This window comes from Pseudoalteromonas sp. R86517, assembly GCF_042466295.1.
Classification (GTDB): Bacteria; Pseudomonadota; Gammaproteobacteria; order Enterobacterales; family Alteromonadaceae; genus Pseudoalteromonas; species Pseudoalteromonas atlantica.
This window is the reverse complement of sequence record NZ_JAXHCB010000001.1, coordinates 1,873,662-1,887,500: the sequence shown is the minus strand read 5'-3', so window position 1 is coordinate 1,887,500 and position 13,839 is coordinate 1,873,662. Positions and strand designations below refer to the sequence as shown.

Annotated in this window: 10 protein-coding genes and 3 rRNA genes (1 of these 13 cut by a window edge); 12 read left to right on the top strand and 1 reads right to left on the bottom strand. The window is 42.1% G+C overall.

Features of this window, described 5'->3' with window-relative positions; all coding sequences use genetic code 11:
• The 8 genes from SJY38_RS08445 to ihfA form a co-directional block, all read left to right on the top strand.
• Window positions 1-1,146: ribosomal RNA gene (locus tag SJY38_RS08445) — 23S ribosomal RNA — on the top strand; it begins 1,741 nt to the left of the window's first position.
• 202 nt (window positions 1,147-1,348) lie between these two features.
• A 5S ribosomal RNA gene (gene rrf, locus SJY38_RS08440) occupies window positions 1,349-1,463 on the top strand.
• A gap of 63 nt (window positions 1,464-1,526) precedes the next feature.
• Window positions 1,527-1,641, top strand: a 5S ribosomal RNA gene (rrf, locus tag SJY38_RS08435).
• Window positions 1,642-2,141: 500 nt separating this feature from the next.
• Window positions 2,142-3,197, top strand: coding sequence for a DUF2066 domain-containing protein (locus SJY38_RS08430; RefSeq protein WP_377109612.1), 1,056 nt, complete (start codon window positions 2,142-2,144; stop codon window positions 3,195-3,197).
• Window positions 3,197-3,907 carry a DnaA regulatory inactivator Hda gene (gene hda / locus SJY38_RS08425; protein WP_004587231.1) on the top strand — a complete coding sequence of 237 codons (711 nt, stop codon included), beginning with the start codon at window positions 3,197-3,199 and terminating at the stop codon, window positions 3,905-3,907. Before SJY38_RS08430 ends, hda begins: the two co-directional genes overlap by 1 nt.
• Window positions 3,908-3,989: 82 nt before the next feature.
• Complete coding sequence (pheS, locus tag SJY38_RS08420) at window positions 3,990-4,970, top strand: phenylalanine--tRNA ligase subunit alpha (protein WP_004587232.1); 981 nt, start codon at window positions 3,990-3,992, stop codon at window positions 4,968-4,970.
• A 15-nt stretch (window positions 4,971-4,985) separates the two neighbouring features.
• Window positions 4,986-7,373: a phenylalanine--tRNA ligase subunit beta gene (gene pheT, locus SJY38_RS08415; protein WP_377109611.1), complete on the top strand. Its 2,388-nt coding sequence runs from the start codon at window positions 4,986-4,988 to the stop codon at window positions 7,371-7,373.
• Window positions 7,374-7,375: 2 nt separating this feature from the next.
• Window positions 7,376-7,675, top strand: a complete 300-nt coding sequence (ihfA, locus tag SJY38_RS08410) for an integration host factor subunit alpha (protein WP_002960690.1) — start codon at window positions 7,376-7,378, stop codon at window positions 7,673-7,675.
• A gap of 89 nt (window positions 7,676-7,764) precedes the next feature.
• Here the strand turns inward: ihfA and SJY38_RS08405 are convergent, their stop codons facing one another.
• Window positions 7,765-8,565, bottom strand: coding sequence for a DUF2989 domain-containing protein (locus tag SJY38_RS08405; RefSeq protein ID WP_286938201.1), 801 nt, complete (start codon window positions 8,563-8,565; stop codon window positions 7,765-7,767).
• 174 nt (window positions 8,566-8,739) lie between these two features.
• Between SJY38_RS08405 and SJY38_RS08400 the strand changes: the two genes are divergently transcribed.
• The 4 genes from SJY38_RS08400 to SJY38_RS08385 all read left to right on the top strand — a co-directional run bounded on the left by SJY38_RS08400 (window position 8,740) and on the right by SJY38_RS08385 (window position 13,838).
• Window positions 8,740-10,182: a glyceraldehyde-3-phosphate dehydrogenase gene (locus SJY38_RS08400; RefSeq protein WP_004587235.1), complete on the top strand. Its 1,443-nt coding sequence runs from the start codon at window positions 8,740-8,742 to the stop codon at window positions 10,180-10,182.
• Window positions 10,183-10,498: 316 nt separating this feature from the next.
• Window positions 10,499-11,626, top strand: a complete 1,128-nt coding sequence (locus SJY38_RS08395) for a M14-type cytosolic carboxypeptidase (RefSeq protein ID WP_004587236.1) — start codon at window positions 10,499-10,501, stop codon at window positions 11,624-11,626.
• Between the two features lie 158 nt (window positions 11,627-11,784).
• On the top strand, window positions 11,785-13,452 hold the full coding sequence (locus SJY38_RS08390; RefSeq protein WP_004587237.1) for a sodium:alanine symporter family protein: 1,668 nt from the start codon (window positions 11,785-11,787) through the stop codon (window positions 13,450-13,452).
• 59 nt (window positions 13,453-13,511) lie between these two features.
• A complete protein-coding gene (locus SJY38_RS08385) occupies window positions 13,512-13,838 on the top strand; it encodes a hypothetical protein (RefSeq protein WP_377110202.1) in 327 nt (108 codons plus the stop codon).
• The last annotated feature ends 1 nt before the right edge of the window (window position 13,839 follow it).

Here is a 13,839-nt window from a genome sequence, read left to right as displayed (position 1 = left end):
AGGTGGCTGGGACTGTTTATTAAAAACACAGCACTGTGCAAAATCGCAAGATGACGTATACGGTGTGACACCTGCCCGGTGCCGGAAGGTTAATTGATGGGGTTAGTTTTCGGACGAAGCTCTTGATCGAAGCCCCGGTAAACGGCGGCCGTAACTATAACGGTCCTAAGGTAGCGAAATTCCTTGTCGGGTAAGTTCCGACCTGCACGAATGGTGTAACCATGGCCACGCTGTCTCCACCCGAGACTCAGTGAAATTGAAATCGCAGTGAAGATGCTGTGTACCCGCGGCTAGACGGAAAGACCCCGTGAACCTTTACTACAGCTTGGCACTGAACATTGAACCTACATGTGTAGGATAGGTGGGAGACTTTGAAGCAGCGACGCTAGTTGTTGTGGAGTCGTCCTTGAAATACCACCCTTGTAGTTTTGATGTTCTAACGTTGGCCCCTGAATCGGGGTTACGGACAGTGCCTGGTGGGTAGTTTGACTGGGGCGGTCTCCTCCCAAAGAGTAACGGAGGAGCACGAAGGTTGGCTAAGTACGGTCGGACATCGTACGGTTAGTGTAATGGTAGAAGCCAGCTTAACTGCGAGACAGACACGTCGAGCAGGTACGAAAGTAGGTCATAGTGATCCGGTGGTTCTGAATGGAAGGGCCATCGCTCAACGGATAAAAGGTACTCCGGGGATAACAGGCTGATACCGCCCAAGAGTTCATATCGACGGCGGTGTTTGGCACCTCGATGTCGGCTCATCACATCCTGGGGCTGAAGTCGGTCCCAAGGGTATGGCTGTTCGCCATTTAAAGTGGTACGCGAGCTGGGTTTAGAACGTCGTGAGACAGTTCGGTCCCTATCTGCCGTGGGCGTTTGAGAATTGAGAGGGGTTGCTCCTAGTACGAGAGGACCGGAGTGAACGAACCGCTGGTGTTCGGGTTGTCATGCCAATGGCATTGCCCGGTAGCTACGTTCGGAACTGATAAGCGCTGAAAGCATCTAAGCGCGAAGCAGGCCTCGAGATGATTTCTCACTAGACTTTTAAAGTCTCTGAAGGGCCGTTGAAGACTACAACGTTGATAGGCAAGATGTGGAAGTGGTGTGAGCCATTAAGCTAACTTGTACTAATTACCCGTGAGGCTTAACCATACAACGCCAAACGCGTTTTGTGACAGAAACAAGCGACAGAAGTTAATAGCTAAAGTAGATAAATACTTAGACTTAAAAAATATTATCAGAATTTTCCAAATTTATGAGGTGACTCTTAGCGCGTAGCGTTAACATTGAGGCACCTTGCGCAAAGGAAAAAGAAGCACTACGTGCTTGTCCTTACTCCTTTGCACCTAATTTGCTTGGTAACCATAGCGTTTTGGACCCACCTGACCCCATGCCGAACTCAGTAGTGAAACGAAACAGCGCCGATGATAGTGTAGCATTTGCTATGTGAAAGTAGGACATTGCCAGGCTCCAAATTCAGTCGAAGGACTTAAAGCTTAATAAATAAAAATAAGAAAATTGAACAGAATTTTCTTGGTAACCATAGCGTTTTGGACCCACCTGACCCCATGCCGAACTCAGTAGTGAAACGAAACAGCGCCGATGATAGTGTAGCATTTGCTATGTGAAAGTAGGACATTGCCAGGCTCCAAATACAAGAAAGCCCGACTCGAAAGAGCCGGGCTTTTTTACGTCTGCAGAAAAGTGAAATGCGGACAATTAATGCACACTCATCTACTTCTAGAATGTAGGTCGGGCGAGCGTAGCGACTCCCGGCTCAATGATAATGTGCATTTGCTATGTGACTCTCTACCGCTGTGGGCACTACGACATCGCCAGGTTCAAAATACAAGAAAGCCCGACTAGCAATAGTCGGGCTTTTTTACGTCCGCAGACAAGTTAAATACATGTCTTTACGTAATATCACCACCTCCGTAGTGTGGGTTGAGTATCACGAAACCAGCGGATAAGGCTCGCCTCACCAATAACAATCCATTTTACATATAGCTAAGTAGCAGTTTGTTTCTGTATTTAAGCTTTAAGATAAACAATATTTATTCAACATAGCTAGATTACAAATATAATTTTGCTTTGTTACTGGCTTTGATTTAGGATCAAAATAGTTTAAAACCAAGAACTAATAGCCAGTGTATAGATTATTAATTAGTGCCATATCATTTATATTTTGTTTCTCTGTGTCGGCAGTTGAAGTAACTGATCTGTATCAAGATATATTAAAAGTCGATGATAAAAGTCGAGACACGCGTTTAGCCGCTAGCCGCAAAGCATTACTCAATGTTTTAGTAAAGGTAAGCGGGGATGAATCTGCTGATCAAAATAAGCTTGCTCAAAAACGCACCAAAAACATTTCAGATTACATGCTCAAGTTTGAATACGACGAAAAAGCAAATGGACAGCTTAATCTAGTTGTTAAATTTGAAGCGCGTAAAATAAATGAATTAATTAAAGAATTAAATTTACCCCTTTGGGGCGTCCAGCGCCCATTAGTTGCTATTTGGTTAGGTATTGAAGATAACTGGCGTAGAGAGCTTGTTACACAAGAAAGCTATCCTCAGTTAGAGCAGCTTATATATGACAAAGCGGGTCGACGTGGTTTACCCGTTGTAGTGCCACTATTAGATTTACAAGACAGACGTTTGGTTGGCATTCCTGAAGTATGGGGTAATTTTTCAGAGCCTGTTGAAGAGGCGTCGCGCCGTTATAGTGCAGAGCGAAGCATTACAGCAAGAATGTATCAAGAACCCGACAGTGAAACCTGGATTTTAGACTGGCGTTTTACTAATGACGATTTATTTGATTCAAACCGCCTTGAAGGTGATAAACAACAAATAGTAGGCCAGATGATAGACAGCTTAGCGTTGGGATTAGCCAATGAATACGCTATCGACCCTAACGCGTATTATGAACAGGCTGCGGCTACGCTCACCTTAAAAGGCACTCAAAGCTTTGTCGATATTGAACTTGCAAAGCGTCGTCTACAAAGTTTGAGTGTAGTGACGCAAGCAACAATAATGCGCAAAACCCCAGAATTTGTTGAGTTTAAGCTTAACCACACCGGCAGTGTGGGCGATCTTAAAAAAGGCCTTGGCCTTGATAGTGCCTTTAGAGATTATGTTGACCCTCGCGCATTTTACCATGTTGTAGACAAAAACAGTCTTGAGTATCAGTGGGTCGGTGAGTAATGCTAAGTGCTGAGCCAATGCAAATGGCACTACCAGTCACCTTACCTGACGATGAAACATTTGCTTCTTATTTTGGTGGGGAAGACTCTTTAGAGGTAAACCACCTTAAAGCGAGCTTTTCAAAGCTTGCCAACAAATTTCAGTACACTTATTTGTGCGGCTTAGGCGATTCTGGTAAATCCCATTTATTGTACGCAACCTGCATACAAGCCCAAGAGCGTGGGTTGTCAAACATGCTGTTGTCTATGCGTGAAGTTATCGACTTTGGCCCTATGGTTTTAGATGGTTTAGAAGCACTTGATGTATTATGTATTGATGATGTGCACTTAGTCGCTGGCAATGACGCATGGGAAAAAGCCCTTTTTAACTTTTTCAATCGCTTTAACGAGCCCGGAAAAATGTTAGTGGTTACGGCCGATTTGCTCCCTGACATGCTTAATATCACCTTGCCCGACTTAGAGTCTCGGCTAAAGTGGGGGACCACCTTTCAAATTCGATCAATGAGTGATGATGATAAAGCACAAGCACTGGTTAAGCGAGCGCATATGCGTGGGCTTGAACTAAGCGATGAATGCGCGCGCTTTTTATTGACTCGCTTGAGTCGTGATATGCGTGCTTTATTAGACGTATTAGACAAATTAGATCACGCATCAATGGCCGCTCAACGAAAATTAACAATTCCCTTCATAAAATCAACGTTAAAGCTGTAGTAGGTCTAGAATCTAGACCCTGCTTTCAGTTATCATTAGTCAACAAAATTGTAATCACCTTCTGTGAAAGATCAGGTATCGAATGAACTTAGAAAATATTTTAGCGCAAGCACTTGAGGCAGTTGCCAGTGCCAGTGAAATCGCGCAACTAGAAGAGATCAGGGTTAATTACCTTGGTAAAAAAGGCGAAATCACAAGCTTACTTAAAACACTGGGTAAAATTGCTCCTGAAGAACGCAAAGAAGCAGGCCAAGTAATTAACCAAGCTAAGCAAGATGTACAAGCTGCCATTAACGAAAAGCGTGAGCTTTTAGCAAGTAAAGCGCTTGAAGAAAAGCTAGCAGCTGAAACAATTGATGTAACTTTACCAGGGCGCGTAATGCCTACAGGTGGCCTTCATCCGGTAACACGCACAATCGAGCGTATAGAAAGCTTTTTTGGCGAGCTAGGTTTTGAAGTTAAATCAGGCCCAGAAGTAGAAGATGATTTTCATAACTTTGATGCGCTAAATATTCCTGAGCATCACCCAGCGCGTGCTGATCACGATACCTTTTATTTTAATCCTAAGTTAGTACTGCGTACCCAAACAAGTGGTGTGCAAATTCGTACTATGGAAACAGAGCAACCGCCACTGCGAATTATTTCGCCAGGTCGAGTATATCGTAACGACTACGACCAAACGCATACTCCGATGTTTCATCAGGTAGAAGGTTTAATGGTTGATACTGATGTAAGCTTCACAGAGCTTAAGGGTATTTTACACGACTTCTTACGTAACTTTTTTGAAGAAGACATGGAAATTCGTTTCCGTCCTTCATTCTTCCCATTTACAGAGCCTTCAGCTGAAGTAGATGTTATGGGTAAAGACGGTAAATGGCTTGAAGTATTAGGTTGTGGCATGGTTCACCCTAACGTACTTAAGTCAGTAGGTATTGACCCAGAAAAATACACCGGTTTTGCTTTTGGTATGGGCGTAGAGCGCTTAACCATGCTGCGCTATGGCGTAAATGACTTACGTGCATTTTTTGAAAATGACTTAAAATTCCTAAACCAGTTCCGTTAAGAGTGAAAATATAAAATGAAATTTAGTGAAAAGTGGTTAAGAGAGTGGGTAAATCCTGCTATTGATACGCAAGCTCTTTCGGAACAGCTTTCTATGGCTGGCCTTGAGGTTGACGCAGTTGAGAGCGCGGCAGCGGATTTTAACGGCGTAGTGGTTGGTGAAGTTGTGGAATGCGCACAGCACCCAGATGCAGATAAACTTCGCGTTACTAAAATCAATGTAGGTGGCGATGAGCTACTTGATATTGTGTGTGGTGCGCCAAACTGTCGCCAAGGCATTAAAGTCGCTGTTGCAACAGTGGGCGCTGTTTTACCGGGCGACTTTAAAATTAAAAAAGCCAAATTACGCGGTCAGCCATCACACGGTATGCTGTGTGCCTTTGTTGAGCTAGGTATTAGCGAAGAAGGCGACGGCATCATGGAATTGCCAAGCGATGCGCCAATTGGTACAGACCTGCGCGAATACTTAGGCCTTGATGACAACATAATTGATGTTGACTTAACCCCAAACCGTGGTGATTGCTTGGGTATAAAAGGCCTTGCACGCGAAGTAGGTGTATTAAACAGCGTTGATGTAAACGAGCTACAAATTCCAGCTGTTAGCGGCACTATTGACGATGAAGTATCTATTGAACTTGTTAATTCTGACGCGTGTCCGCGTTACTTAGCGCGTGTAATCAAAGGCATTAGCCTTGATGCAGAAACACCGCTTTGGATGGTTGAAAAGCTTCGCCGTAGTGGTATTCGCTCAATTGACCCTGTTGTTGATGTTACTAACTATGTATTACTAGAACTTGGCCACCCAATGCATGCATTTGATTTAAATGCAATTGAAGGCGGCATTAAGGTTCGCAGCGCCAATGCAGGCGAAGAGTTAGTATTGCTTGATGGCAATACTGCAAAACTGAACGAATCAACACTTGTGATAGCCGATCATAATAAAGCACTTGCGATTGCCGGTATTTTTGGCGGTGAGCAATCAGGTGTAACAGAAAAAACGTCTGATATTTTATTAGAAAGCGCGTTTTTTAACCCAGTCGCAATTGCAGGTCAAGCCCGTAGTTACGGCTTACATACCGATGCATCACATCGTTATGAGCGTGGCGTAGATTTTACCCTGCAACACGATGCAATGGAGCGCGCAACCGCTTTATTACTTGATATTGTTGGCGGTGAAGCAGGCCCTGTTGTAGAAGCTGTGGCTGCTGATAAACTACCAAAAGTGACAGAAGTACGCCTACGTCGTGCGCGTTTAGACCGTGTAATTGGTCATCATATTGACGATGAGAAAGTGACTGATATTCTGACTCGTTTAGGGTTAGACGTTAAGTTTGAAAACGACAGCTGGAGCGCTGACATTCCAAGCTACCGCTTTGATATTCGTATTGAAGAAGACTTAATTGAAGAAGTTGCTCGTGTTTATGGGTACAACAGTATTCCAAATGTTGCGCCAACCGCAAAGTTAAAAATGACTACACATGACGAGTCAACAATTGCGCTAAGTAAGTTTCGCAATACGTTAGTGACACGTGGCTACCAAGAAGCAATTACATACAGCTTTGTAGACCCTAAAGCACAAGCTATTATACACCCACAAAGTACTCCGCTTATACTGCCGCACCCAATTTCAATTGAAATGTCGGCTATGCGTGTAAGCTTAATGCCAGGGCTTTTAGCATCGGTTGCGTATAATCAAAACCGTCAACAACCACGTATTCGTTTATTTGAGCATGGTCTTAAATTTATCAGCGACGACAGCGCAGAAAATGGCCTGCAGCAAGTCCCTGTCATTGGCGGTGTGATCACTGGCCTTGCACACGGCGAGCATTGGGTTGAGCAAAAACGCAACGTTGATTTTTACGACCTAAAAGGTGATGTTGAAGCCTTATTAGCAATCACCAACGATACAAGCCGTTTTGAAATTAAAGCAGAGCAGTCAGACGGTTTACACCCAGGCCAATCAGCAGTTATTTATGTTGAAGGTAAAAAGGTAGGATTTTTTGGTGCTCTTCATCCTCAAGTGCAAAAATCGTTAGATATCAATAACGCAACTTTTGTATTTGAAATAGAAATGTCTGCAATAGAAAAAAGAAATTTACCGCAAGCTGTAGGGGTTTCAAAATTCCCTTCAAATCGCCGCGACATCGCGATTTTAGTGGCTGACAGCGTTAATTCAGGTGATATTTTAAGCACAATAGAAAAAGTTGGCGGAAATCAATTGGTTGACCTAAACTTATTCGATGTGTATAAGGGCAAAGGTATTGAGCCAAATTATAAGAGTTTGGCGATTGCTCTAACACTGCAGGCGGTTGATAGAACACTCGAAGAGAAAGATATCAATCTGGTAGTTGATAACGTGGTGGCCACATTGGCCGAAAAGTTTAATGCATCGTTGAGGGACTAGATATGGCGCTTACTAAAGCCGACATAGCTGAACACCTATTTGAAAAGCTCGGGATCAATAAAAAAGATGCCAAAGATTTAGTTGAAGCGTTTTTTGAAGAAATCCGCTCAGCGCTTGAAAAAGGCGAGCAGGTTAAGCTCTCTGGATTTGGTAACTTTGATCTTCGTGATAAAAAAGAAAGACCAGGCCGTAACCCGAAAACAGGAGAAGACATTCCTATTTCGGCGCGCCGCGTGGTGACCTTTAGACCAGGTCAAAAGCTTAAAACCCGTGTAGAAGTGGGCACAAGCAAAGCAAAATAAAAAAGGGCAGCGTAAGCTGCCTTTTTTATTTAAAAAACCATCTGGCATCATGTTTTAAAACACATTTATTGCCAGCAGGTTTTGCTTACCTAAAATTCTCGCGGCGATACAAACTCACCGTTTTGTATTTGCTCATACGTTTGTTGAGCAAGGGCATCGAGCGCATCTAAATTTTTACCATCGCTCATCAGTTGGTGCTCAATGGGTAGTAAATCTATATTCTCAATGCCAGCGCTTCGCGCCACTTTCGAAAAAATGTAAGCGTGCTTATATTTATCATGTTTATAAAACAAGCTGATTAACGAGGTATACACTTCAGGATTTGGCTGTTGGCCTTGTTTATTTAGCTCAAGCGTTTTATATAGCAAATCAATTGTTTTTTCGTCATCAAACTTAATGTAATAAGAGGCTAGATAAAACTGCATTTCTGCACTATTGGTTACGCTTTCATCATTTTCCATTGCAAGTAAACGAGTCAGCGCACTTTGCTCATTGTTACGTGACCAATGATAGTAAAGCAAACCTGGGTGGTTAGTGTTTTTTGTGTCTTGATAAAGTCGGGTCATCTCTTTAATGCTAGTAAGCTGACCTTCAATACGCGATGTTGTTTTAGACTTTAGTTTAATATGTTCTATTTTTGCGGCTAAAGTAATACATTGATTATACGACTCAAATCCCTTAAGCAATTGGTATTTGTTTTCATCTGTGGGTTTTTTATATTCTATATAGCGTTTTAAAATAACCTCTGAGCGCTCATTTTTACAATGGCTATCTTTATTTAAATCACTACAAAAGCCAGGTGTTTCTTTACATACCTGAGCGAGAGTCAGTGGTTCTTCGCATCCTGTTAACGCTAGCATTGTTAGTATTGCGCTTGCTCTTAAAACCATCCCTTAACCTCAAATGAATATATACATTACTATTCTAGCGCAATCATTTGTGCGCTAACAGTAGAGAATAACTTTAGATTAACTTAGAATAGCCCTGCCTGAAGTGCATTACTCTCAAAATCTAATGCATTTTTAAAGGCTATCCGTTCAAAATGATTAAATTAGGTAAATAAAATGACCTCATCTCACGAATTAGAATATACAAATAGTTGGCAAGAACGCCAAGATTACGCTGAAAGCATGCAACCTATCATTGGTAAGCTTTATCGTAACCGTGGCATAGAAATCGCTGTATATGGCCGTCCTCTCGTTAATGCCAGTACTATCGATATTATCAAATCACACAAAACTGTAGCGCAATTTGAAGGCACTAAATTACGTTTACGCGAGAGCTTTCCGTTTTTAGAAGCCATTAGTAAAATGGAGCTAAACTCAGCACGTATTGATATTGGTAAACTTGCTTATAGCTATTTGTACAGCGATGCTGCTAATGGCCGCACAGTTGATGAATTTGTTAAAGACGAATTAGCCGAAATTGCAGACTCACCAGCCAAAGAGCCGCGTGATGTTGTATTGTATGGCTTTGGTCGTATAGGGCGTTTGTTAGCACGTTTACTAATCGAAAAATCAGGCCCATATGCCGACTTACGTTTACGCGCAATTGTGGTACGTGGCGGTAAAGAAGGCGACCTTGAGAAACGTGCAAGCTTACTGCGTCGGGATTCAATTCATGGTCCATTTAATGGCTCAATCACAATTGATACGCAGCGTAATGCAATTAAAGCGAATGGCAGCTACATCCAAGTGATTTATGCTAACTCGCCAAGTGAAGTTGATTACACCGCTTACGGTATCGAAAATGCACTCGTAGTCGATAACACTGGTATTTGGAAAGACGAAGCAGGCCTTGGTCAGCACTTAGAGTCTAAAGGGGCTGCAAAAGTACTATTAACAGCACCGGCTAAAGGCAACATTAAAAACATTGTTTATGGTGTAAATAACCAAGACATTAAGCCTGAAGATAAAATCGTGTGTGCAGCAAGCTGTACCACTAATGCGATTACGCCAACCCTTAAAGCATTAAACGATAAGTTTGGTATTAATAACGGCCACGTAGAAACCGTACACTCATACACAAACGATCAAAACCTTATTGATAACTATCACAAAGCAGAGCGTCGTGGACGTGCTGCTGCACTTAATATGGTAATTACCGAAACAGGCGCAGCTAAAGCGGTATCTAAAGCGCTTCCTGAGCTTGAAGGTAAGCTAACAGGTAATGCGATTCGTGTGCCTACACCTAATGTATCGCTTGCTATATTAAACTTAAACCTTAATAGCAGCACGTCTGTTGAAGAGCTAAATGCGTTTTTACGCGAAACAGCACTGCATTCAGAGCTGCGCGACCAAATTGACTACACCGCATCAACCGAAATCGTATCTACCGATTTAGTCGGTAGCCGCTACGCAGGTGTTGTAGACTCGCAAGCAACAATTGTTGAAGGTAACCGCGTTGTTTTATACGTATGGTACGACAATGAATTTGGCTACAGCTGCCAAGTAGTTCGTTGTATGCGTGATATGGCTGAAGTTGCTTTCCCAAGCTTACCTCGCTAATTTAAACGCAATTATACTAAGCCAGCTTTTTTGCTGGCTTTTTTAGTCGCGTTATATTTTTAAAGTGTACCCTGTGTGGTAGGCTTTAATTATTGAAATGCTTATTTGATTTCGTTCAATAATGCATTTTACTATTTAACCTGCAATCTGCTTGAGATAGCTTAATCATCCACAGTACAGGTTTTAAATAGTGTCAGTTCTGCACTTTTAGGCCGCTCTTTTTTGTAATTTAGTAACCAAAAATAGAGTCAATTTAATCCAAAATATCAACGTGCCTAACAAAGCAGATAAACTTATTCTACCTTAAGGTTTTTTCATGAAAATCAGCAGCAATTTTGATAGTGGTAACATAAAGGTTATCGAAGCCAACGATCCGTTGAATATTCAATTAGAGATAAACAACGATCACCAGTCTGAATTTTACCAGTGGTTTCACTTTCGTCTAGAAACAACGCCTTATCAACTGCATAAGTTAAACATTAATAATTTAGAAAACTCTGCCTACCCAGATGGATGGGAAGGCTACCAGGCTGTTGCCTCATACGACCGTCAAACATGGTTCCGTGTACCTTCAAATTACGAAAATGGCACGCTTACCTTTGAACTAGAGCCTGAATGCCCCAGTGTATATTTTGCTTACTTTGCGCCATATAGCTACGACCGTCATTTAGATTTATTAGCCTGGGCGCAAAGCGAAGAGCTTTGCCAATTACAAACATTGGGTGAAACACTTGATGGCCGTGATATGAGCGTGCTTAAAATTGGTCAGCCTAGTGAAGATAAAAAAACAATCTGGATCACCGCGCGCCAACACCCAGGCGAAACTATGGCAGAATGGTTTGTAGAAGGGCTATTACACAAACTACTAGATGATGAAGACCCGCATGCCGCTGCTCTTTTATCAAAAGCTGTATTTTATGTAGTACCAAACATGAACCCAGATGGCAGCGTACGTGGTCACCTTCGTACTAACGCAAAAGGCGTTAACTTAAACCGTGAATGGCAAACGCCTAGCATGGAAAATAGCCCGGAAGTGTATTTAGTACTGAATAAAATGCGCGAAACTGGCCTCGATATGCATTTAGATATACACGGTGATGAAGCTATTCCTTATAACTTTGTGGCAGGCAGTGAAGGTATTCCAAGCTACGATGACCGCTTAAAAGACTTAGAAGATAGCTTTAAAGCAGCGCTACTTACTATAACGCCAGAGTTTCAAGATGAGCACGGTTACGATAAAGACGAGCCGGGCAAAGCTAATTTAACAGTTGGCTCATCTGCAACGGCAGAAGAATTTAAAGCACTTACTTACACAATTGAGATGCCTTTTAAAGACAATAACGACTTACCAGACCCAGATTACGGCTGGTCAGACCGCCGCTCGTATCAATTTGGTCAAGATACTTTAGCGGCAATCGTAAATGTCGTTGATAAATTAAGATAAATTAGTATAAGGTAAGGGCAACATTAAAATGTTGCCCTTTTTTATTACAAAATTAACAAATAATAAAAGTGCGCAATAGCTTAGTTATCGTATTACCTAGCTCTGAGTAAGTAATAAACAATCAACAGTCTCAAATAAAATAATAAGAGGTATTTAGCGTGGATGCATTCGGACAACTTTTAGATAGCCTAGATGGCATGTTAGGGGGCGCAGTTTGGTTTCCCTATGTGCTGCTAGGAGTCGGTCTATTTTTTACTATTTATTTAAAGTTCCCACAAATTCGTTATTTCAAACATGCGTGTAAAGTAGTTACAGGCAAATTTGATAAAAAAGGCACTGAGGGTGACACAACTCATTTTCAAGCACTGGCTACTGCGCTCTCTGGTACGGTAGGTACAGGTAACATTGGTGGGGTAGCCTTGGCTATTTCTATTGGTGGCCCCGCGGCATTATTTTGGATGTGGATGACGGCATTTTTTGGTATGACCACCAAATTTGTAGAAGTTACGCTTTCACATAAATACCGCGAAAAAACCCAAGATGGCACCATGGCGGGTGGCCCTATGTATTACATGGATAAACGCCTAAACATGAAGTGGCTTGCTATTTTATTTGCCGTTGCCACTGTAATTAGCTCTTTTGGTACGGGCAGTTTGCCACAAATTAATAACATAGCGCAGGGTATGGAAGCCACATTTGGTTTTGCACCTATGGCAACCGGCGCTGTGTTATCTATTTTACTTGCGTTGGTTATTTTAGGTGGTATTCGTCGTATTGCTGCTATTACATCACGCGTTGTGCCCATTATGGCCGTGATTTATATCATAGGTGCGTTAGGTGTTATTTTTTATAACATTGAAAACATCGGCCCTTCGTTTGCGTCAATATTTGTTGATGCATTTACAGGCTCTGCTGCAGCCGGTGGCTTTTTAGGTGCCTCTTTTGCGTATGCATTTAACAGAGGTGTAAACCGTGGCTTGTTCTCAAATGAGGCCGGTCAAGGTTCTGCACCCATTGCCCACGCATCGGCAAAAGCTGATGAACCTGTGTCTGAAGGAATGGTTTCAATTTTAGAGCCGTTTATCGATACCATTATTATTTGTACATTAACAGGCTTAGTTATTTTATCGTCGGGTGTGTGGAATGAAAAATTCGAAACACATTTTGAACGATCGTCAATGAGCATTATTAAAGGTGACTACTCTGAAACCAACGAAGCGCAGCGCCAAGAGCTATACAATTACCTAAACGGTAATGATAGCAAGGTAGAGCTATTCAACGGCAACATTGATGTAGTTAATGGCGAGCCAACAAGTAATGGCTTTACCGTATTACATTCACGCTCAATTGGTGAAGACATACGTTTTGGTATTACCGACAAACATAAGTACACAGGGATTGTTGAAGTTAAAAACGGTATGCCAACCGACGACAGCATTAGTTTAATAGGTAAATCGTTAGTGCACTCAGCAGAGCTGACAACTAAAGCGTTTACCCGAGGCTTTTTTGGCGATAGCGGCCAATACATAGTATCGATAGGCTTATTGTTATTCGCGTTTTCTACTGCCATTGCGTGGTCGTACTACGGTGACCGTGCCATGATTTACTTACTTGGTAATCGCTCAGTTATGCCGTATCGCGTATTTTATGTTGCTGCGTTCTTTTGGGCTTCGTTTGCCGATACCACTTTAGTATGGAAATTAGCAGCCGTTGCAATTGTCGTTATGACCTTGCCTAACTTATTTGGCATTATGTTATTGCGCAAAGAAATGAAACAATCCGTAGATGACTACTGGGTTAAATTCAAAAAAGACAACGAGCAATAAAACAAGTACAATAAAAGGCGCCGCAAGGCGCTTTTTTTATGCGTAGTATGGAGAGTAGTATGGCGATTATTCATTGCCCCAAATGTGCAAAATCAATTTCAGATAAACATCAGCAGTGTCCGCATTGCAATAGTAACATTGGCGCGCTTAACTCTGAGCAGGTACAACAGCTTCAGCGCGAACAGCGAATTAAAAAACAGCAAATGTTTATGAACCATTCTTTCTTGGCGCTCATACTATTTTTAGGTAGCTTTTTTTGTTTATACTTTTTACAACCCGCAAAAGAAACCCTGCAATGGTACGCGTATACAGTAGCGATTGGTGTCGGCTGTATTTGGTACTTAGTAAACCGCGTTATTTTAGTGACTCTAAAAAAGAAAAGATGAC

Excerpts from the sequence above, each read along its gene's own strand:
- ihfA (WP_002960690.1), top strand. The coding sequence starts at position 7,376 with ATGGCGCTTACTAAAGCCGACATAGCTGAACACCTATTTGAAAAGCTC.
- SJY38_RS08405 (WP_286938201.1), bottom strand. The coding sequence starts at position 8,565 with ATGGTTTTAAGAGCAAGCGCAATACTAACAATGCTAGCGTTAACAGGA.
- SJY38_RS08395 (WP_004587236.1), top strand. The coding sequence starts at position 10,499 with ATGAAAATCAGCAGCAATTTTGATAGTGGTAACATAAAGGTTATCGAA.
- SJY38_RS08385 (WP_377110202.1), top strand. The coding sequence starts at position 13,512 with ATGGCGATTATTCATTGCCCCAAATGTGCAAAATCAATTTCAGATAAA.
- hda (WP_004587231.1), top strand. The coding sequence starts at position 3,197 with ATGCTAAGTGCTGAGCCAATGCAAATGGCACTACCAGTCACCTTACCT.
- pheS (WP_004587232.1), top strand. The coding sequence starts at position 3,990 with ATGAACTTAGAAAATATTTTAGCGCAAGCACTTGAGGCAGTTGCCAGT.
- SJY38_RS08400 (WP_004587235.1), top strand. The coding sequence starts at position 8,740 with ATGACCTCATCTCACGAATTAGAATATACAAATAGTTGGCAAGAACGC.
- pheT (WP_377109611.1), top strand. The coding sequence starts at position 4,986 with ATGAAATTTAGTGAAAAGTGGTTAAGAGAGTGGGTAAATCCTGCTATT.